Consider the following 19,444-nt stretch of genomic DNA (forward strand, 5'->3'; position numbering starts at 1 on the left):
CGTGAGTGTCCGCCATGGAACGGGACGCGGTACTGATCGATCTCGCGCTTCAGGGCGGCGGTTCGCACGGCGCCTTCTCCTGGGGTGTGCTTGATCGCCTGCTGGAGGAACACTGGCTCAGCATCGCCGCGATCTCCGGAACCTCAGCGGGCGCGATGAATGCGGCGGTGCTGGCGGACGGCTGGACGGCCGGCGGGGCCGAGGGCGCGCGTGAGGCGCTCGAGCAATACTGGCGCCGTGTTTCGAAGGCAGCGGCCTTCAGCCCGCTCCAGCGCTCGCCGCTCGATCGCTTGATGGGGCGCTGGACCCTCGACACCTCGCCGGCCTACATCCTCACCGACCTGATGTCGCGTGTGCTGTCGCCCTACGATCTCAATCCGACCGGCTTCAATCCGCTGCGCGCGGTGCTGGCCGAGAGCATCGATTTCGAACGGCTGGTGCGCTCACCGATCCAGCTGTTCATCACCGCGACGCGGGTGCGCACCGGGCGCGGCCGCATCTTCCGTAACGCGGAGATCACGGTGGACGTGCTGCTGGCATCGGCCTGCCTGCCGACCATGTTCCGCGCCATCGACATCGACGGCGAGCCCTATTGGGACGGCGGCTACGCCGGCAACCCGACGATCACGCCGCTCGTCCGCGAAAGCGACGCGCACGACACCATTCTCGTCCAGATCAACCCGACTGAGCGGCTGGAGGAGCCGCGGACCGCCGCGGAGATCCTCAACCGGCTGAACGAAATCTCCTTCAACTCGCCGCTGATGAAGGAGCTGCGCATGATCGCGCTGCTGCGCCAGGCGGCCGACCCCGGCAGCGGCGAGGGCGCGCGCTGGGCGAAGATGCGGACACACCGGGTCAAGAGCGACATGCTGGCGAAGTTCGGGGCCTCCTCGAAGCTCAACGCAGAGTGGGAGTTCGTCTCGATGCTGCGCGCCGAGGGGCGCATGGCCGCGGACGCCTTTCTCCGCGAGCACGGCGCGGATATCGGCCGTCGTTCGACCGCCGATCTCGACGTCCTCCTGTCGGAGTGCTGAGACATGGGTCTCCTCGGCCTCCTCGTCGGGCTCGGGCTGCTCGTGCTGTTCGCCTTCCGCGGCTGGAGCGTGCTGCTGCTCGCGCCGTTCGCCGCACTCGTTGCCGCGCTGTTCGGCGGTGAGCCGCTGCTCGCGAACCTGACCCAGGTGTTCATGCTCAACGCCGCGGGATTCCTCGCCCAGTTCGCTGCCGCGGCTCGACGTCAGCTATCTCGCCGAGCAACGCTTCGGCGGCACGTCGCTCGCGGCCGTTGCCGGCGTGTGGTCGGTCGTGGTCGCGCTGGCTGCGGCCATCGTCACGACCATCGCGCTGAACTGGGCGCGCCTGCCGGCGCTCCGCCGGACCATGGACGCCGGGGCCAATGCGTCGGTCCTGCCCGCGTTCAGCGTCGCCAGCCTCGTCGGTTTCGGCGCCGTCGTCGCCTCGCTGCCGGCGTTCACGATCGTGCGCGACTGGGTCCTCGGAATCGAAGGCGGACCGCTGGTCTCGCTCGCCGTCGCGACCAACATCCTGGCCGCGCTGACCGGGTCGGCGTCGGGAGGCCTGACCATCGCCCTCGAGGCCCTCGGCCAGACCTATGTCGAACTTGCCGATCGTATCGGCATCGACCTCGGGCTGATGCATCGCGTGGCGGTGATCGGCTCGGGGACCCTCGACATCTTGCCGCACAATGGTGCGGTGGTCAGCCTGCTCGCGATCTGCGGCCTGACCCATCGCGACAGCTATTTCGACATCGTCATGGTGGGCATCGTGACGTCGCTGCTGGCGCTGGTGGCCGTGATCGCGCTGGGCAGCGCGTTCGGCGCGTTCTGAAACGAACGTGCCGGCTGCCTATGCGGCGAGCCGGTCGAGCAGGGCCAGCATGACCGGTGCGTCGGGCATCGGCAGCACGGCGTCGATCCGTTCGAGCAGGCGCGACTGCAACAGCGCATTGCGCGCCTTGCCGATGGTGCCGAGCGGCCCGCGAAAACCGTGGTCCTCCCAGGCCATTTCGAGCAGGCTCTCGCTCATCAGGGCCTCGATCAGCTCGTCGGCCTGGCGCTCGATGCTGATGAGCGGATGGGCCGAGAACACTGTCGGCTGCGGATAGAGAATGACCGGCTTGGCCGGGGCGTTGGCCTCGAGCCGCTTCCAGCGCTCCGCGTCCTGGAGCACCCATTCGACGAGCTGGTTCTCGTAACCGACGATCAGCGGCTGCGCGCCGGCGCCGCCGGCGACATAATCGTCGAACAATTTGCCCGAGGACGGCGGCTTGAAGCCCATGCGGCGGAAGACGGTCGCGACGTCACCGTCGATCTTGCTCAGCGTGTCAGGCATCACGACGTCGCCGGACAAAAGGCTCGCCGCAAGGCCCGCGAACATGAAACCGGAGTTGGATTTGTTCGGATCGGTGCAGACCACGCGGGCGCGGCCGAACAGGTCGGCGACGCCGATTGCCGACCAGTTCTCGCCGGCGATGATGGCCTTGAGCAGTTTCGACAGGTCCACCGTGTAGCGTGGCCCGCCGGCGGGCTGGGCGATGCCACCCTTCACCAGGCCGTCAGCGATCCTGTCCCAGGAATAAAGCACGATCGGCGAATTGAAGATCACCTGGTCGCGCGAGATCTTGATGCCGGACGAGCGGGCCACCTCGACCAGCACCGACGAGGACGGCCACAGGAATTGCGGCTTCTGGTCGAGCAGCGCGCGCTCGCGGACCATTTCGACCGACCCGGCGCGGCGTCCGTCGAGGATCAGCCCGAAGCGGCGTTCCAGCACGCTCTTGACGCGGGCATTGGCGAGAAAACCCTCTTTCTCGCCGCCCGCAAAGCCGGACAGCCGCTTCGCTTCGCCGAAGCGGCCGGCGATTTCGGGATGCTCGCGCAAATACACATAGCCGCCGGTCGCCGCCGCGCTTGCAGCGACGAGGCCGATGCCGAAGGCGCGGCGCGAGATAGCCATCAGGAGGTTCCTCTCTTGGTCTCGACGGGCGCTGCCGGGCCGATGTCCTCGTCGAGCGAGCTTTTCAACAGCTTCAGCTCGATGTCCAGCTTGTCGAGGTCGGCGTCCTGGAGATTGGCGGCATAGCGGGTGAAGGCGCCATCGAGCCGATCGATCATGGCACCTGTAGCGGCCAGTCGCGCCGTGTCGGGCACCGGGCTCTTCTCCAGCGCGCGATAGGCGTCGGCAATCTCGGCCGCGCGCGGCAAATAGTAGGTCAGGAATCGGCGCACCCGGTCGAGCCGCAGCGGATCGCGCTCGATGGCGGCGAAAATGTCACGGGCGATTTGTACCAGATGACGGATGCGATCGGCGACCGCGCGGCTTCGGATCGCCGACGCGGCATAGTCCATCTGTTCCGCAAGCGGCTCGGCCTCGGCCAGCAGCTCGTTCGCGAACTCGATCTTGCCGCGCGCGACGCCGCTGGCCTCCAGCGCGGCGAACCGGTTTCTTGGCGCAAGTGCCACGACAATGCCGCCACCGGCGACCGCGCTGATCGTAAGCGCGATCCAGAACGGCATGGCGAGCCCGATCGCGAGCGACGGCAGCAGCACTGCTGCTGCCACGCCACCCGCGATCCAGCCAAGCCCGGACGGCATCGCGGCCATTCAGTTGTATCCTCGTACAGCGCGAAACGCGTCGGTGAGACTCTTGCTGCCGTCGAACACGCGGCCTCCGGTCAGTTTCGCCAGATTGTCAAGCTGGGCACGATCGACCTCGGAGCCGAACGTCACGCCGAACACCGGCACACGGTGACCATCCGCGCGCCAGGCATTCTCGAATGTCGACATATATCCCTGGCTCTTGCCGTCCGTCATGATGACGATGGCCGGCAGATGCTGGCCGTCGTCGAGCTGCGTCTTCATCGCGGCGAGTGCCTGCGCCGCGCAGGTATAGAAATCGGTGCCACCGCCGGCGCGTAGTTCGAGCGCGCGCGCGAGCAGGCCGGTCTGCTCGCTCTCGTCGCCGCTGGCATGCGCCGTCCAGAGGATGTGATCGCTGAACGGCAGCACCAGGATTTCATCCGACTTGGTCCATTGCACCAGCACCTCGCGCGTGCGCGCGGGCGTGAGCAGGAAGCGCATGGCGTCGAGCAATTGCGCTTCGCCGGCGCCCTGCATGCTGCCGGAGACGTCGAGGCAGAGCGCCGTCAGGGAAGGTCGCCGCAGTGCCTCCTGATAGATCAGGAGCGCCTTCTGAATCACTGCAGGCTCCGGCGGACGGATCACGGTCACCGGCCGGGACGGATCCAGGTTCGTCTTCGGGTCAGCCGCCAGCGGCGTGGCACGGCCGAGCTCGACCCGCCGGCCGGTCCTGGCGATCTTGCCTTGCGCATCGCCGTTGAGCAGGAAGGCCTGAAGATCGGTGAAGAAGCCTTCGACCTCCTTGCCACGGCCGCGGTCGACGAAGCCCAGTGGCGAATCGGCAACCGCCACGCCGTCGGCGGGATAGATCGCGTAAAGCGGCTCATGGTTGTCGGCGGTCAGCTTGTCGTTGGTCTCCTTGATGACGGCCTCGTAATTCCAGATCGCCTGGTAATGCGCGCCGCTGCGCTCGCCGTCGCGGTAGAGGTCGGCGAGCCAGCCGCTCGAGCCCGCGCTGCGCTCGACGCCCTTCAGCAGCCCGCGCGCCGTCGCGAGCACCTCCGGCTTGTCGAGATCGCCGGCCTCGATCAGGTCGGGCTTGCCGATGCCGGCCGCCAGCATCGCGAGATAGGCGGCAGCTCCCGAATTCGACTGGGTCGCCGATGTCATCAGGAATTTCAGCTTGCCGCCTTGCACGGCGGCTAGGATGTCCTTGGCCGTCACCTTGGCACCGATCCAGCCCAGCGCCTCGGCCCTGGACCGGCGCACGCCGAGGATGACCGGCATCTGCACGATCGACTTGACCATCTTCACGCGCCGCGTGGTGTCGAACATGTCGATCCAGATCGAGGCGGCCGGCCAAACCGCGTCGGCGCCGGGATCGCCGGTCTTGAGGGCCAGGGCGATGTCGAGCGATCCCTGATAGCGCATGGTGCAGGTCGCGTTGCGGGACTTGCAGAACTCCTGCACCAGCGGTTCGAGGACGTCGTTTTCCGAGCCCGAGAGGATGGTGAATTGTGGCCCGGGCCCGCCGCAGCCCGACAGCATCGTGGCAATCAACGGCACTGCCGCGAGCAGCGCCAGCGATCGCCGCAGGAAGCGAAGAGTTCTCATGCGCGCGCCTTCATGCAGCAGCCCTTATGCAGAAGCTTCATGGGGAAACCGTTACATGGCACGCATCTAGGGAGCGGCCTTCGATATGGCGGTCTTCAACTCGTCCGTTAGCTCCGCCATGCGGCGCTCGATCCCGGCGCGCTTGGTGCGGCCCTGCTCCTGCACATCGAGCACGCCGGCGATGGTGTCGATCAGGTCGCGGTTGGTCTTCTCCAGGGTCTGGATATCGACGATACCGCGCTGCGACTGCTTCTCGATCTCGATTGCCTGGGTCTTCATCATCTCGGACGCCTGGCGCATCATCTCGTTGGTCGCGTCGGTGACGGTCTTCTGCAATTCAAGCGCGGACTTTTGCCGGTTTAGGCCGAGCAGCAGGATCATCTTCTGCTTCCACACGGGAATCGTCAGCTCGGTCGTCGCCTGAAGATTCTCGATCAGCGTCTCGTCGCCGGACTGGACGATGCGGATCTGCGGCAGCTGCTGGATGCCGATCTGGCGCGCCTGTTGCAGATAGAAGACGCGCTTCTCCAGCCGGTCGAGCGCCTGGAGCGCATCCTGATAGGTCTGTGCGGCGAGCATGGCGTCGCTGCCCGCGCCTTGCGCCTTCGCGCTCCGCTCCATCTCGACGAGTTTGCCGCCGCGGAATTCCTCGGTGAACGCCTTGCCTGCGGCGATGTGCATGTCGAGCTGGCCGAGCGCGCCGCGGGTCTGTTCGTAGAGATCGTCGAGCAGCGCGATGTCGCGGCGCAGGACCTCCTTGTTGCGATCGAGCTCAACGCAGACGCGGTCGATCTGCGAGGCGACGTCGTTGAACTGCTCGGTGAACCGGCGCAGCCGCGCCTCCGCCGACGAAAAAAGGCGGGTCAGAAAACCCTTGTCCTTGAGATCGGCTGGATCGAGCCCCCGCGCCTTGCCGAGGATGTCCGTCAACAGCTTGCCGGTGGCGCCGAGCTCGCGGTTCTGGGTCTGGGCGAGGATGCGGTCGGCGAACTCGACCACCGAACGCTGGGCGCGCTCGCCGAAGGTGACGAGACGTGAGCGATCCGAAATGTCGATCTCGGACTTGATGCGTGCGACCGCTGAGGCGTCCGTCGGTAACGCCGGGAGATTGATCGTTTCGCTCACCACTCGCTCCTTGTTCTCGGCGGCCATGATAGCATGCCGACCCCAGAGGCAGGTAACCCCAGGTCGTATGACAGATTGATGACGGCCTGTGGATCTGGTCGTCGGCGGTGCGGCCCGAGTTCGGGGGCGGGGCAGGATTTCGTACGGAATTCAAACCTCTGCGGGGTGGGGTGGAGCCGGTCTGGCGTCCCGGAGGTTTCCGTTGATGGCGGTCGCACCATCAGCCGGGGCGATTGACGGCTGGCACGTCATGCATTGAATTGTTCGCCCGAACGATAAGCAGCAGGGATGGAAACGATGGCGCGCAGGATTGCGAAGCTGAGTGTGTGGCTAGCCGGTGCCGTGGCCGCGATGGGAGCGAGCAGCGCGTTCGCCGCGACGCTGGCGGAGGATGCAGACAGCGTCTGCAAGGGCCTCGTCGGGGGCACTGAGGCCGTGAAGATCGATTCGGCGATGCTGCTGGCGCCCTCGCAGCTCGCCGTCGCCGAACGCGGGCCGACGCCGTCCGGACGCATCACGCCGGCCAATCCCGGCTTCTGCAAGGTGCTCGGCCATATCGACCCGGTCGACCCCAAGGCGCCGCCGATCAGATTTCAGGTCAACCTTCCCGTCGAATGGAACGGTCGCTCGCTGCAATATGGCGGCGGCGGTTTCAACGGCGTGCTGATCACGGGTCTTGCGCTGCCGCCGGCCTCTCCCTTCGACAAGCCGTCGCCGCTGGCTCGAGGCTTCGTCACCTACGGCACTGACTCGGGCCACGAGACCAAGCAAGGCGAGCCGCCGCAGGTCTTTGCGCTGAATGACGAAGCCTTCGAGAATTTCGCTCACCGCGCCTACAAGAAGGTGCGCGATGCGGCTGTTGGGCTGATGGACCGCGCCTACGGCAAGAAACCCCAGAAGATGTACTTCATGGGCTCGTCCGAGGGCGGCCGCGAAGGCCTGACCATGGCGCAGCGCTACCCGGATGATTTCGACGGCATCTTCGCCCGCGTCCCCGTCATCAACTGGGTCGGCCTGCAGCACGCCGGCACGCGGTCGGGTCTCGTCACCATGGGTGCGGGCTGGATCAATCCGGCGCAGGTGAAGCTCGTCGGTGAGGCCGTGCGGGCGGCATGCGACAAGGCCGACGGCTCCGACGATGAGCTGGTTCAGGACCCCGTCGGCTGCAAGGCCGCCTTCAAGGTCGAGACGCTGCGCTGCGCCTCTGGCCAGAGCGGCGATCAGTGTCTCACCGACGCGCAGATCAGGGCGATCGAGACCCTGCACGCGACCTACAAATTCCCGTTCGCGCTCGCCAACGGCCTCGACGATTATCCGGGCTGGGGCGTCTCGGGCGAGGATACGCCGGCGATCGGGCCGACCGGCGGCTGGACCGCGTGGTGGCTCGGCACTGCGCCGCCGGCGCAGCCGCCCGCGCCCAACAACGGCATCGCCTGGATCTACGGCGCCGGCGGCATTCAATATGTCTTTGCGCGCGATCCCAAGCTCGATGTCACCACCTACAAGGTGGAGGAGCACAAGGCGCGGCTGCTCGAGGTCTCGAAGCTGATGGATTCGACCGATCCCGATCTCAGTCGCTTCCGCGCCCGCGGCGGCCGGCTGATCATGCTCGAGCACATGGCGGACTACGCCCAGAACCCCTATGCCGGCATCCGCTATTTCGAGAGCGTCGAGCGCAAGCTCGGCAAGGCCGAGACCGCGGAGTTCGCGCGGCTCTACACCGCACCCGGCGTCGATCATGTCGGCTCCGGCGCGCCGGCCAATGTCGACATGCTGAGCGTTCTGGTCGACTGGGTCGAGAAGGGCAAGGCGCCTGGCGATCTCGAGGTTATCGAGCAGAAGGTCGAGCCGCCTTCATTCGCGACCCTGCGCGCGCTGCCGCTTTGCCGCTGGCCGGCCTGGCCGCATTACAAGGCGGGTGCGGTGACGGAGGCGGCGAGCTTCACCTGCGCTCCGTGAGGCTGACAGGCCGGATGGATGACAGCGAACATCACTCCGCTGCCATCGCCTGCGCCCCGCCGAGCAGGCGCGCATTGAGCCGGCCGCCCGAGAACAGCATGTCGTCGAGGGCTTCGTCGATATCGGCCGAAACGATCGAGTTGCCGCCGTCGCGCGCCAGGCTGGCTTGCGCCAGCCTCCGCATCAGTTCCTTGATGAAGGCGCAACTCGTCCCCTCGCTGCGGCGGGCAGCCTCGATGACGATCGCGTCGTCGAGCGGCAGTCCCTTGCCATAGAGGCGCACCAGCTTGCTCCGGCCATTCTCGTCCGGGAGCGGCACTTCGATGGCTTGGTCGATGCGGCCGGGGCGACCGGCCAGGGCGGCTTCCAGATCCTGCGGCCGATTGGTGGTGAGAACGAACAGGATGTCGGCATCCTGCTTCAGTCCGTCCATCTCGTTGAGCAGCCTGTTGAGCATGGATTCTTCGCACGGCCCCATGTTGCGGGGGTCGCGCGCGATCAGGTCGACGTCCTCGATCACCACCATCGAGGGCTGCAGCAGCCGTGCCAGGCTCATATAGGCGTTGAGAAGACCTATCTGCTCGGCGGTGATAATCAGGGTCGTGTGTCCAGGCAGATGCGTTGCGAGATAGCGGATCGTATGGGTCTTGCCTGTGCCGGGCGGTCCATAAAGCAGAATGCCCTTGCGCGTCGATTGCCCGAGCCGCCGCAACTGCTCGCGGGTGCCGACGAACGTCAGCGCGTTGCGATCGAGCAGCCGCAGAGTCCGCTCCGGCAGGATCACCCCGTCGCGTCCGACGGTCGGCAGCCGGTGTACATTGATGCCGCGGGATTGGCCGCGGTAGTCGGAAGACTCCTCGAGCGACAGGATCTTGCCGCGATAGGTGCGCGCGGCCTGCACGGCGTCTTCGAGCTCGCCGAAGCAACGCTGCACCACGGCCGCCCCCGCGCTTCCCGCGGACACCATGATTTCGATCCGGATGCCGGGCTCGCGACGGGATTCGCGGTTGGCGCAGAGCAGGACCGCATGGCGCAAGCCGTCCTGCTCGCAGAGCCACAAACCGTTGTCGAGGCACCGGGACGGACTGCTCTCGCCGACATCGACGTCGGAATATTGCAGCGGTGCGATCGCCACGGCGCTCCGATCGTCGCGGAGTAGGCGTGCAAACGACAGCGTGTCGTAGTGTTCCTCGGCAAGTCCGAACAAGTCGATGTGCGCTCCAAGGAGCCTGTCGAGCGCGGCCTGGACGTCCACCCGCATGTGGCCGGGAAACTGCCGGGTGGTGGTCACGAGCATGCTGAGCGGAACTCCTTCGAAGTACGCGTCCAGAACTTCGAATGCATAGGCGAGCTCGCCTTCGGGTGCGTGCTCTTGGTCTTGCTCTTCCGCTTGCTCCTGCCTCTGCGCCACGGCGTGCCTCTTTGTCTGCAACTGAAGCGAGTAGAACAAATATGGAACATGAGCGCGCGAGAACATCAAGCGCTTTGACAAGGAAATCGGCAGGCGCTATTTACTTCGCATGCGAAATAATACCGCCGACGCGCGGCATCACCGGTTGATCTACCTGCTGAGCGTCGCACAACGCCGGCTGCAGCGCTGGATGGCGGCGCGGCCCGAGAGCGAGGTGACGCCGGCGCAAGCCGGGCTGTTGTTCATCCTCGGTAAGCAGGACGGCGTCCTGATGGGCGAGGCGGGCGCGGCGCTCGATCTGGGACCGGCCGGCATTTCCGGCCTCGTCGACCGCACCGAGGCTGCGAAGCTGATCGAGCGGCGGCCCGACCGCGAGGACGGACGCGCCTGGCGGATCTGGCTGACGCCGAAGGGACGGAACGCGTTGGCGCAGGCGAAGGCGGGCGCTGCCGAGATCAACGCGGCGCTGACGGACGGATTTACAGCTGCGGAGATCGACATCGTCGCGCGCTGGCTGGCGAGCATTCAAGGCAAGTTTCCGAGAAGTTCAGACGACTAAAAGGAGAGACCGATGACCGAGCATGTCCGGATCGAGAACAACGGTGGAATTCTCACCCTCACACTGGCACGTCCCGACAAGAAGAACGCGCTGACCGATGCGATGTACGGCAAGCTCGCCGACGCAATCGAATCCGCCGAGTTCGATCCGTCGGCCCGCGTGATCCTGATCCGCGGCGAGGGCGACATGTTCACCGCCGGCAACGACGTCGGCGAATTTGCCGCGGTCGCAACCGGCAAGTCAGAAGGCAGCCGCAACGTATGGCGCTTCATCCAGTCGCTGGCGCGCTGCACAAGGCCGCTGGTCGCCGCGGTGCAAGGCCGCGCCGTCGGTGTCGGCACCACGATGCTGCTGCATTGCGATCTCGTCGTGCTCGCCGACAACGCGCAATTGTCGACGCCTTTCGTCAGCCTCGCGCTGGTGCCGGAAGCCGCCTCCAGCCTGTTGATGCCGGCGCGCATCGGCCATGCCCGCGCTTATGAGATGTTCGCGCTCGGCGAGACCGTTCCCGCCAAGTCGGCGCTGGAATGGGGCCTCGCCAATCGTGTGGTGCCGCTCGACAAGCTCGATGCCGAGGCGCTCGCGCTGGCGCAACGTCTCGCCCGCCAGCCAGCCGGCGCCCTCACCGCCACCAAGCGCTTGATGCGCAACGGCGAAGCGCTGCTTGCGCAGATGCAGGCCGAGGGCGAGCAGTTCGCCCAGCGCCTGCGCACTGCCGAGGCGCGCGAGGCGTTCACGGCCTTTGCCGAGCGCCGCCCGCCCGATTTCACCAAGGTCGCGTGAGGGGACGGGGCCTGCCGGGAGAAGCGGCGGGTACAACCGCAGGTGTTTGGTTAAAGTCTTAACCAAACCTTGGCATGTCGCGATGCAAGGTGGCCTCTCGTGAAGAGTAGGCCCCCGACCCATGACGATGTTTAAGAAATCGGTAAGTTCGCTTCTCCTGACGCTGATGGCGCTGCTGGCCGCCGGCGCGCTGGCCTCTACGGCGACCCAGATGGTTGGGGCCTTCGGCCGCTACAGCGACAGTCTCGAGACCGAACGGCTTGCGAATGCCGACAAGGCGATCTTCCATGGCGTGCTGTCCTTGCGCAACAATCGGGGCGATGCCCAGAGTGCGCTGCTCGGCGAGGACGATCCGCGCGCCAAGCTCGGTGCCGCCGAGAAGGCGGAGCAGGCCGGCTTTGACGCCATCGTCGCGGCGCTCTCCACCGTCGAATTCGCCCGCCGCGACGAGCTCGCAAGCACGCTGAAGCAGCGCTGGAGCGAGGCCGCGCCGAAGTTCCAGCTGTTCTACGACGAGGCGAAGCTGCCGCGTGCCGAGCGCAAGGTCGAGCGCACCGCACCCTGGTACGATGGCGTCACAAAGGTGATCGAGACCGCCAATCTCGCGTCCACCGCGGTGTCGAACCGCGCCTGGACCAACGATCCCTTCATCGCCCGCATGATCCAGGCCCGCCGCCTCGCCTGGCAGGTGCGCGACCGCTACGGCATCCAATGCTCGACCCTGCGCCCGAACGTCAACACCTCCAAGCCGCTCGACGAGACCCAGAAGCAGACCGTGGCCGGCTGGAACGGCATCGTCACCGCCGGCTGGACCGGCATGGAGGAACTGCTGGCTGCGCCTGACGTGACGGCGAACCTCGTCAACGCGGCGAAGGAAGCGCGCGCCAAGACCGACGGCGTCCTCAAGCAGATCGGCGATCTCACCAAGAATTTCGACGGCAGCGGCCGTCCGGCGATGCCCGCGGCGGAATGGAACGCGCTGTGCCAGTCGCCGTTCGCGCCCATCGTCGCTGTCGCCAACACGGCCCTCGACCAGTCGATCGCGCGTGCGGAGATGGTTCAGGCGAAAGCCCTCACCAACCTCATCGGGCAGTCGCTCGCCTTCCTGCTCGCACTCGCCGTGACCCTGACCGGCGTGTACGTGGTGCGCAATCGCCTGATGCGCCCGGTTCGCGCCATTCTCGACGCCATCGCCCGCATCAGCGCACGCGACTATGCGACGCCGGTGCCGCAATCCCGGCATCCCGACGAATTCGGCACCATGGCCGCCGCACTCGAAAGCCTGCGCGAGAGCGCGGCGACTGCGGAACGGCTGGGCCAGGAACGCGAATCGCAGCAGGCACTGCAGCTGGCCCGCTCCGGCACCGTCGATTCCGCATGCCGCGGCTTCGACGACACCGTGCAGGCGGTCATCCAGAGCGTTGTGGCCTCGACGAGGGAGCTCGATGCTACCGCGTCCGGCGTGCGCTCGCTGGTCTCGCAATCGAGCAGCCAGACCGCAGCGGTCTCCTCCGCCGCCGAGCAGGCCACCAACAATCTCGAGACCATCGCGGCGGCGACCGAAGAACTCTCCGCATCCGTCGGCGAGATCTCCGCGCAGGTGCAGTCCAGCGCCCGCGAGGCCCGCGAAGCCGTGTCGCAGGCCGAGCAGACCAACACGACGGTCGAGATTCTCGACCAGACCGCAAGCCGCATCGGCGAAGTCGTGAAGATGATCAACGCCATCGCCGGGCAGACCAACCTTCTGGCCTTGAACGCCACCATCGAAGCCGCGCGCGCAGGCGAGGCCGGCCGCGGTTTCGCCGTGGTCGCCGGCGAGGTCAAGAGCCTCGCCTCCCAGACGGCGACAGCGACGGAAGAGATCTCGCGTCAGGTCGAGGAGATCCAGGGCGCGACGGGACAGGCGGTGACCGCCATCCGCGCCATCGGCGGTGCCATCAGCGGCATCGATGAGAAGATGACGGCGATTGCCGCAGCCGTCGAGCAGCAGCGCGCGGCGACCACCGAGATCTCACGCAACTTCCAGCAGGCCGCGCAAGGCACCCGCGAGGTCACAGACACCATCGGCAGCGTCGCCAGGCTCAACCAGGAGACCGGCAATGCCGGCACGGTGTTGTCGGACTCCGTCAAGAAGATGTCAGCCGACGCCGATCGCCTCCGCGTCGCGGTCGAGGGCTTCTTGGGAGCGGTGAAGACCGCGTAGTTTCGTCTCATTCTTCCATCCTGACGTCGTGCGTTCGGCATTGCCGTCGATCCGCGTGGCGGCTACATCTGTGCCGCCTCGCTCCGTGAGCGCAGCGCCAGACGTAAGACACATCAGGGATGGAGAGTTCGATGCCGGTCACCCCCCACAAGGCCCAGCGCCCTTATCGCGGCGTGTTCCCGGTCGCGCCCACCATCTTCGACGAGCGCGGTGAGCTCGACCTCGAGGGCCAGCGCCGCTGCATCGATTTCATGATCGATGCCGGCTCGAATGGCATCTGCATCCTCGCCAATTTCTCCGAGCAGTTCGTGCTCACCGATGCTGAGCGCGAAACCGTGATGCATGCAGTGCTGGAGCATGTCGCGGGCCGGGTTCCCGTGATCGTCACCACCACGCATTTCAGCTCGGCCGTCTGCGCGGCGCGCAGCCAGCAGGCGGAGGCGGCGGGCGCCGCCATGGTGATGGTGATGCCGCCCTATCACGGCGCGACCTTCCGGGTGCCGGAGAAGGGCGTCGTCGAATTCTTCAAGGTGCTCTCGGGCGCGATCGACATTCCCGTCATGATCCAGGACGCGCCGGTGGCCGGCACGCCGCTGTCGGTCGAGCTGCTGGCGCGGCTGGCGCGCGAGTTCTCGAACATCCGCTATTTCAAGATCGAGGTAGCGGGCGCGGCTTCGAAGCTGCGCAGCCTGATCGAGGCCGGCGGCAAAGACATCGAGGGTCCCTGGGACGGCGAGGAGGCGATCACGCTGCTGGCCGATCTCGATGCCGGCGCCACCGGTGCGATGACCGGGGGCGGCTATCCCGACGGCATCCGCCAGATCATAGATCCCTATTTCGCCGGCGATCGCGAGAAGGCGAAGGCCGCTTACGAGCGCTGGCTGCCGCTGATCAACTACGAGAACCGCCAATGCGGCCTGATCGCCTGCAAGGCGATGATGCAGGCCGGCGGCGTGATCAAGTCGGACGCGGTGCGCCATCCGCTTCAGCCGCTGCATCCGGCAACGCGCGCGGGCCTGCTGGAACTCGCCAAGGAGCGCGATGCGCTGGCGCTGAGGTGGGGGAAGTAGAGTCACGCACTCCGCCCTCGTAGGGCGGGCGAAGCGACTTGTCCGCCGTAGCTCGCAGAGCGAAGGCGGAAGCGTGCCCACCGACCTGTGTGCCGTCGAGGAGCGTGGTGGGCACGGCGCTCTGCGCCTTTGCCCACCTTACGAGGGCTGCGTGGAGGAAGTCGCGCGGATATACTCAACCGTCGTCCCGGACAAGCTCCGCGAAGCGGAGCGCTGATCCGCATTTCGGCCGAAGGCGTCGAATTAGCGCGGCCGGAGCCGTTTCCCGCAGCTCCGCGATGGCATATTGTACGCTCGCCAACCGGCCCTGCGGAGAATCCCAAGACATCGCGTAATACCTCTTCATTATGCCGTTATCCCGAGCCAGGTTGGCGCGAACCGACAGAACAGGGAGGCAGTGCCATGACGATGAGGCCCGATCCCACCTTCCACGCATCGCCCAAGCTTGCGATGGAGGCGCCCGCGGAGAACTTTGCGTACACGTTGCTGCTCAGTCCGGATTTCTCAAAGCCGGATGCCCTTGCGGTCATCGACGTCAAGCCGGGATCGCCGACCTACAGTCAGATCGTCCACACCGTGACGATGCCCAACAAGGGCGACGAGTTTCATCACTTCGGCTGGAATGCCTGCTCCTCCGCCTTGTCGCCGCTTGCGGGACACGCCTTCATCGAGCGACGCTATCTCATCATCCCCGGGCTGCGCTCGTCGCGGATCTACATCATCGATACCAAGCCCGATCCGACCAAAGCCAAGATCCACAAGATCATCGAGCCAGAGGAAGTCTTCAAGAAGACCGGTTACTCGCGGCCGCACACGATCCATTGTGGGCCGGACGGCATTTATGTCAGCACGCTGGGTGGCGGCGGCAAGGACGGCACCAACGGGCCTCCAGGCGTCTTCATCATGGATTGCGAGACGTTCGAGGTCCTTGGACGATGGGAGATCGACCGCGGTCCGCAGACGCTGCATTATGACTTCTGGTGGAACCTGCCGCGCGATTACATGGTGACGAGCGAATGGGCGTTGCCGCCGCAGTTCGAGAACGGGATCGTCCCGGAAGATCTGCTGTCGAACAAATATGGCCATCGTCTCCACTTCTGGGATCTTCGCGCACGTCGCAACGTCCAGACCATCGATCTCGGCGCCAACCATCAGATGGCGCTGGAGGTGCGACCGGCGCACGATCCGGTTCGCGAATACGGCTTCGTTGGCGTTGTGGTCGACACCACCAACCTCGAAGCATCGATCTGGACGTGGTGGCGCGACGGCGGGAAATTCCATGCGGAGAAGACGGCGACGATCCCGCCCGAGCCCGCGCCAAAGGAGAAGCTCCCGCCGCTGCTGCAGGGCTTTGGCGCCGTGCCGCCGCTGGTGACCGACATCGACCTGTCGATGGATGACCGGTTCCTCTATGTCTCGTGCTGGGGCACGGGGGAAATGCGGCAGTACGACGTCAGTGATCCGCGCAAGCCGAAGCTTGCGGGCTCGGTTCACATCGGCGGCATTGCACGCCGTACGGCGCATCCGAATGGCAAGGCCTTTGCGGCCGGCCCGCAGATGGTCGAGATCAGCCGCGACGGCAGGCGCGTGTACTGGACCAATTCGCTCTATTCCACCTGGGACGACCAGTTCTATCCCGACGGAGTTCCGGGCGTCGAGGTCATGGCCAATGTCGGTCGCAACGGCGGCCTCGAGCTCGACAAGGACTACTTCGTGAGCTTCCCCGACGGATATCGCGCGCACCAGATCAGGCTCGAAGGCGGCGATTGTTCGACAGACTCGTTTTGCTACCCGTCGGTCTAGACGGGGGGCACGCGAGCCCGGCGCTTGGCTGGCTCTGGTTCGCTCTTGTTGCGAGCGGTCTCTACCACGGGATCAATCCGGGGATGGGATGGCCGCTCGCCGTTTCGGCCGGGCTGATGGACAAGAGCCCACGCGCGCTCTTCCGCGCATTGTGGGCACTGTCGGCCGGGCATCTTCTGGCGACGCTTCTCGTGGTGCTGCCATTCGCATTCCTGCTCGTCCTGGCCGAGTGGCAGCGTTCGATCCAGATCAGTGCGAGCCTTCTCGTCATCGCCTTCGGTGCCTATCGGTTGACCGCGCGGCGCCATCCCCGCGCGCTGGCACGAATTCCGCCGACGCAATTGGCGCTCTGGTCGTTTGCCGTTGCCATTGCTCACGGCGCCGCATTGATGCTCGTGCCGATCTATCTCGGGCTTTGCCAGGCCTTGGCCCTCGATCCCGGCCATGGGGCGGCAGAAGCACTAATGAAGGCGAATCTCGGGATGGCGGTGCTGGTGTCCCTCGTGCACGTGATCGCCATGGTCGGCGCCGGCGGATGTCTGGCGTGGCTGGTCTACCGCCATCTGGGATTGAAGTTCGTTTCGCGAAGCTGGTTCAATCTGGATGCGGTTTGGGCGACCAGCCTCGTTCTGGTCGGCGCGGTGGCGCTCGCATTCAATCTTGCGAGCTGACAGCCAATCCTACCGCGCCAACGCCCACTCACCGATGATGCGGAAGCGAGCCTTGGCATCGTCCTGCTTGAATAGGGCGAGGCGATCGATCGCCAACGTGCCGAGACCAAGCGTCGCAAACCGCGTTCGCAACATTTCCAGGATTGCTCCACGGCGTTCTGAATCCAGCCGGCCGGTGAGCGTCATGTGGAAGCGGAATTCTTCCATCACGTAAGGGTAGCCCCAGCGATCGAGATAGTCGCGCTGCCGCTCGCTCAGCTTCTCGGGTCTCCGCCGTGCACGGTCTTCCGCCGTGAGCGGGGCCCGGAACGAATCGAACTCGCGGACGCAATCGGCGGCGAGCTCTTGCAGCGCATCGACCGGCTCGGCCGGAATGACGGCAATGAAGCCGCTGATGGCATCGACGACCGGACGGATCGTTGGGATCGGTCGCGCCTTGCCGGCGAACATCGCGCAGGCGGCCACCAGCTCGGCATCAGTCCTGCCAGGCGCAAGCGTCATCGGCGCCTTCAGCGTGGCATGAAAGCCGTATTTGCGGGGATCGGCGCTGACGTCGCGCCAATCAGGCGCGACCTCCAACGCCTCGCGCGGAAACGGCAGCTCGTCGCCGGTGTAGGCATCGTAGCCGAGCAGCTCCGCGCCGAAGCGCGAGAGCGCACTGTCGTGGCCTGCGGCAAAATAGATCGCGTAACGGGGAAGACCTGTCATTGCCCAAGCATAGCCGGTTTAAGCCGCGACGACAGCCTCGCGCGGCGTCGATGCCGCCGCGAGCAGTCGGGTCGCATCGGTGAGATGGACAAGCTTGCCGCCCGCGATCACCGCAATCAGTCGCGGCCTCAGCTTCACGCTGTCGTCGACCAGCAGAATGTCGGCGCGGCGACCTTCGGCAAGCACGCCGCGATCGGCAAGGCCGGTTGCGCGCGCAGGGCCGGCGGAGACCAGATTCCAGGCTTCCGTCAGCGGCAGCACGCCATCGGCGGCGAGGCGGAACGCGGCGAGCAGCTGAGCGGGGTAATAATAGTCCGACGCCAGCACCGAGCAGAGCCCCTTGGCGATCATGTCGGAGGCCTTGGTCCAGCCGGTGTGGCTGCCGCCGCGTACGACGTTCGGCGCGCCGTAGACGATGGCATCGCCATGGCTTGCCGCCGCCCGCGCCGTCTCCTCGTTGACCGGAAACTCCGCGATCTCAGCGCCGAGCGCGCGAAACTCCCCGCGCATCGCCGGTGTCGCATCGTCGTGCGAGAGCATCCGCACTTCGGCCGCACGGGCCGCCGCGGCCAGTCGCGCCACCGAAGCCGGCACCTCGTCGGCGCGCGAGACCACGCGTTCGACCAGCCGGTCGAATTCCTCGCTGGACAGGCCAGTGCGCTCAACCATGCGGCTGCGCTTCCGCGGCTTGGCCATGTCGGCAACGGTGCCGTCCATATGGTCGTTGAAGGCGAACAGGTCGACGCGGCCCTCAGCGAGCCATTGGATGATCTCGGCCTCGGCGTCGAGATTGTAGGTCTCGTGCCGCAGATGGAAGCGGGTGTCGGCGGCGAATTGCGGACGCTGCCGCTCGATGGCCTCCATCAGCCCGCGCGCGTTGTCGGCGCTGCGCAGGCCCGGCTCCCACGAACAGGTCGTGGCGTGAAACACGGTGGTGATGCCGTTGCTGATCGCCTGGCGGTCGCTGTCGGCGAGCGCGACATCGATCGGAAAGTCGACGCCGGCGCGCGGCATCATCTGCCGCTCGAAGGCATCGCCGTGAAGATCGACGATGCCGGGCAGCACCAGCAGGTTGCGCGCATCGATCGCCAGCCGCGCCCGGCCGCGAGAGGCGTCCATGGCGGCGATGTCCTGTCCGGACACCGCCAATGAGGTTTCGACGAGTTCGGCGCCGATCAGGGCCCGGCCGCCTTCAAGGAAAATGTCTGTCACGCGACCGCGCTTCGTTTGCTGGCAAGGGAACTGGCAAGGGAACCGGCATGAGAATTGGTGAGAGATCTCGTCCGTGCTTCGTATGTCGCGAGGAAATCTTCAATCCCGAGTTTGCGGAAATCCGGCAGGGCTTCACGCAACTTGTCGTGATCCCAATCCCACCACGCCAGCCGCGCAAGCCGTCCGGCGATTTCTTCCGAAAACCGCCGCCGCACGATGCGGGCCGGATTGCCGGCGACGATGGTGTAGGCCGGCACGTCCTTGGTGACGATGGCACCGGCCGCGATCACCGCGCCGGTGCCGATGTTGCGGCCCGGCAGCACGATCGCGCCGTGGCCGATCCAGACGTCGTGGCCGATGTGGACGTGATGCTGGCGCCGCCAGTCGAAGAACTCGGCATCGTCGCTCTCGCCTTCGAAATAGGCGCTGGAGCGATAGGTGAAATGCGCCTGCGTCGCGCGATGCATCGGATGGTTGCCGGGATTGATCCGCGACATCGCCGCGATCGAGCAGAACTTTCCGATGGTGGTGTAGGTGATCTGGGCGTCATTCACGACGTAGGAGTAGTCGCCCATCGCCACGTCATGCAGGATCGTGCGCGCGCCGACCTCGGTATAGGCGCCGAGCCTGGTCTCATGCAGCTTGGCCGAGGGATCGATGGTCGGCTGGACCGAAAGAGCTTTGGCGGCCATGGTGAATCCGGACTGCGAGGGCGGGCATTCCTCTT

General features: G+C 66.1%; 16 protein-coding genes and 1 pseudogene. 9 read left to right on the plus strand and 8 right to left on the minus strand.

Going from position 1 to position 19,444, the window contains the following annotated elements:
• Positions 1 to 14 precede the first annotated feature (14 nt).
• Both IVB26_RS02960 and IVB26_RS02965 read left to right on the plus strand, forming a co-directional pair.
• Positions 15 to 1,034 carry a patatin-like phospholipase family protein gene (locus tag IVB26_RS02960; RefSeq protein WP_247970545.1) on the plus strand — a complete coding sequence of 340 codons (1,020 nt, stop codon included), beginning with the start codon at positions 15 to 17 and terminating at the stop codon, positions 1,032 to 1,034.
• Between the two features lie 187 nt (positions 1,035 to 1,221).
• Positions 1,222 to 1,848 (plus strand): annotated as a pseudogene (locus tag IVB26_RS02965) (GntP family permease); the annotation flags it as partial.
• Positions 1,849 to 1,866: 18 nt separating this feature from the next.
• Here the strand turns inward: IVB26_RS02965 and IVB26_RS02970 are convergent.
• The 4 genes from IVB26_RS02970 to IVB26_RS02985 all read right to left on the minus strand — a co-directional run bounded on the left by IVB26_RS02970 (position 1,867) and on the right by IVB26_RS02985 (position 6,365).
• Complete coding sequence (locus tag IVB26_RS02970; RefSeq protein WP_247970546.1) at positions 1,867 to 2,976, minus strand: hypothetical protein; 1,110 nt, start codon at positions 2,974 to 2,976, stop codon at positions 1,867 to 1,869.
• Positions 2,976 to 3,623: a 5-bromo-4-chloroindolyl phosphate hydrolysis family protein gene (locus IVB26_RS02975; RefSeq protein WP_247970547.1), complete on the minus strand. Its 648-nt coding sequence runs from the start codon at positions 3,621 to 3,623 to the stop codon at positions 2,976 to 2,978. Before IVB26_RS02975 ends, IVB26_RS02970 begins: the two co-directional genes overlap by 1 nt.
• Complete coding sequence (locus tag IVB26_RS02980) at positions 3,624 to 5,213, minus strand: vWA domain-containing protein (RefSeq protein WP_247970548.1); 1,590 nt, start codon at positions 5,211 to 5,213, stop codon at positions 3,624 to 3,626. It lies immediately after the preceding gene.
• A gap of 66 nt (positions 5,214 to 5,279) precedes the next feature.
• Positions 5,280 to 6,365, minus strand: a complete 1,086-nt coding sequence (locus IVB26_RS02985; RefSeq protein WP_458309309.1) for a toxic anion resistance protein — start codon at positions 6,363 to 6,365, stop codon at positions 5,280 to 5,282.
• A 270-nt stretch (positions 6,366 to 6,635) separates the two neighbouring features.
• On the opposite strand from IVB26_RS02985, the gene IVB26_RS02990 reads away from it, so the two are divergent.
• Positions 6,636 to 8,297, plus strand: a complete 1,662-nt coding sequence (locus tag IVB26_RS02990) for a tannase/feruloyl esterase family alpha/beta hydrolase (protein ID WP_247970550.1) — start codon at positions 6,636 to 6,638, stop codon at positions 8,295 to 8,297.
• A gap of 31 nt (positions 8,298 to 8,328) precedes the next feature.
• On the opposite strand, the gene IVB26_RS02995 is transcribed toward IVB26_RS02990, so the two are convergent.
• Complete coding sequence (locus IVB26_RS02995) at positions 8,329 to 9,594, minus strand: ATP-binding protein (RefSeq protein ID WP_247970551.1); 1,266 nt, start codon at positions 9,592 to 9,594, stop codon at positions 8,329 to 8,331.
• 223 nt (positions 9,595 to 9,817) lie between these two features.
• Between IVB26_RS02995 and IVB26_RS03000 the strand changes: the two genes are divergently transcribed.
• The 6 genes from IVB26_RS03000 (at position 9,818) to IVB26_RS03025 (ending at position 16,797) form a co-directional block, all read left to right on the plus strand.
• Positions 9,818 to 10,267: a MarR family winged helix-turn-helix transcriptional regulator gene (locus IVB26_RS03000; RefSeq protein ID WP_247970552.1), complete on the plus strand. Its 450-nt coding sequence runs from the start codon at positions 9,818 to 9,820 to the stop codon at positions 10,265 to 10,267.
• Positions 10,268 to 10,279: 12 nt separating this feature from the next.
• On the plus strand, positions 10,280 to 11,050 hold the full coding sequence (locus IVB26_RS03005; RefSeq protein WP_247970553.1) for an enoyl-CoA hydratase: 771 nt from the start codon (positions 10,280 to 10,282) through the stop codon (positions 11,048 to 11,050).
• A 121-nt stretch (positions 11,051 to 11,171) separates the two neighbouring features.
• Entirely contained in the window at positions 11,172 to 13,253 is a 2,082-nt protein-coding gene (locus IVB26_RS03010; RefSeq protein ID WP_247970554.1) for a methyl-accepting chemotaxis protein, read from the plus strand.
• Positions 13,254 to 13,384: 131 nt separating this feature from the next.
• Positions 13,385 to 14,323, plus strand: coding sequence for a dihydrodipicolinate synthase family protein (locus IVB26_RS03015; RefSeq protein ID WP_247970555.1), 939 nt, complete (start codon positions 13,385 to 13,387; stop codon positions 14,321 to 14,323).
• 402 nt (positions 14,324 to 14,725) lie between these two features.
• Entirely contained in the window at positions 14,726 to 16,126 is a 1,401-nt protein-coding gene (locus tag IVB26_RS03020; protein WP_247970556.1) for a selenium-binding family protein, read from the plus strand.
• A gap of 83 nt (positions 16,127 to 16,209) precedes the next feature.
• Positions 16,210 to 16,797: a hypothetical protein gene (locus tag IVB26_RS03025; protein ID WP_247970557.1), complete on the plus strand. Its 588-nt coding sequence runs from the start codon at positions 16,210 to 16,212 to the stop codon at positions 16,795 to 16,797.
• A gap of 9 nt (positions 16,798 to 16,806) precedes the next feature.
• Here IVB26_RS03025 and IVB26_RS03030 read toward each other — a convergent pair whose 3' ends face one another.
• The 3 genes from IVB26_RS03030 to IVB26_RS03040 are packed head-to-tail and all read right to left on the minus strand — an operon-like array spanning position 16,807 to position 19,409.
• Positions 16,807 to 17,505, minus strand: a complete 699-nt coding sequence (locus tag IVB26_RS03030; RefSeq protein WP_247970558.1) for a DUF1045 domain-containing protein — start codon at positions 17,503 to 17,505, stop codon at positions 16,807 to 16,809.
• 18 nt (positions 17,506 to 17,523) lie between these two features.
• Positions 17,524 to 18,717 carry an alpha-D-ribose 1-methylphosphonate 5-triphosphate diphosphatase gene (locus tag IVB26_RS03035; RefSeq protein WP_247970559.1) on the minus strand — a complete coding sequence of 398 codons (1,194 nt, stop codon included), beginning with the start codon at positions 18,715 to 18,717 and terminating at the stop codon, positions 17,524 to 17,526.
• Complete coding sequence (locus IVB26_RS03040) at positions 18,714 to 19,409, minus strand: transferase hexapeptide repeat family protein (RefSeq protein ID WP_247970560.1); 696 nt, start codon at positions 19,407 to 19,409, stop codon at positions 18,714 to 18,716. Before IVB26_RS03040 ends, IVB26_RS03035 begins: the two co-directional genes overlap by 4 nt.
• Positions 19,410 to 19,444 lie beyond the last annotated feature (35 nt).

It is taken from the genome of Bradyrhizobium sp. 195, assembly GCF_023101665.1.
GTDB lineage: Bacteria > Pseudomonadota > Alphaproteobacteria > Rhizobiales > Xanthobacteraceae > Bradyrhizobium.

Bases quoted from the DNA above. Each gene is read 5' to 3' on its own strand.
- IVB26_RS02960 (WP_247970545.1), top strand. From the start codon at position 15: ATGGAACGGGACGCGGTACTGATCGATCTCGCGCTTCAGGGCGGCGGT.
- IVB26_RS02970 (WP_247970546.1), bottom strand. From the start codon at position 2,976: ATGGCTATCTCGCGCCGCGCCTTCGGCATCGGCCTCGTCGCTGCAAGC.
- IVB26_RS02975 (WP_247970547.1), bottom strand. From the start codon at position 3,623: ATGGCCGCGATGCCGTCCGGGCTTGGCTGGATCGCGGGTGGCGTGGCA.
- IVB26_RS02980 (WP_247970548.1), bottom strand. From the start codon at position 5,213: ATGAGAACTCTTCGCTTCCTGCGGCGATCGCTGGCGCTGCTCGCGGCA.
- IVB26_RS02985 (WP_458309309.1), bottom strand. From the start codon at position 6,365: ATGGCCGCCGAGAACAAGGAGCGAGTGGTGAGCGAAACGATCAATCTC.
- IVB26_RS02990 (WP_247970550.1), top strand. From the start codon at position 6,636: ATGGCGCGCAGGATTGCGAAGCTGAGTGTGTGGCTAGCCGGTGCCGTG.
- IVB26_RS02995 (WP_247970551.1), bottom strand. From the start codon at position 9,594: ATGCTCGTGACCACCACCCGGCAGTTTCCCGGCCACATGCGGGTGGAC.
- IVB26_RS03000 (WP_247970552.1), top strand. From the start codon at position 9,818: ATGCGAAATAATACCGCCGACGCGCGGCATCACCGGTTGATCTACCTG.
- IVB26_RS03005 (WP_247970553.1), top strand. From the start codon at position 10,280: ATGACCGAGCATGTCCGGATCGAGAACAACGGTGGAATTCTCACCCTC.
- IVB26_RS03010 (WP_247970554.1), top strand. From the start codon at position 11,172: ATGACGATGTTTAAGAAATCGGTAAGTTCGCTTCTCCTGACGCTGATG.
- IVB26_RS03015 (WP_247970555.1), top strand. From the start codon at position 13,385: ATGCCGGTCACCCCCCACAAGGCCCAGCGCCCTTATCGCGGCGTGTTC.
- IVB26_RS03020 (WP_247970556.1), top strand. From the start codon at position 14,726: ATGACGATGAGGCCCGATCCCACCTTCCACGCATCGCCCAAGCTTGCG.
- IVB26_RS03025 (WP_247970557.1), top strand. From the start codon at position 16,210: ATGGGATGGCCGCTCGCCGTTTCGGCCGGGCTGATGGACAAGAGCCCA.
- IVB26_RS03030 (WP_247970558.1), bottom strand. From the start codon at position 17,505: ATGACAGGTCTTCCCCGTTACGCGATCTATTTTGCCGCAGGCCACGAC.
- IVB26_RS03040 (WP_247970560.1), bottom strand. From the start codon at position 19,409: ATGGCCGCCAAAGCTCTTTCGGTCCAGCCGACCATCGATCCCTCGGCC.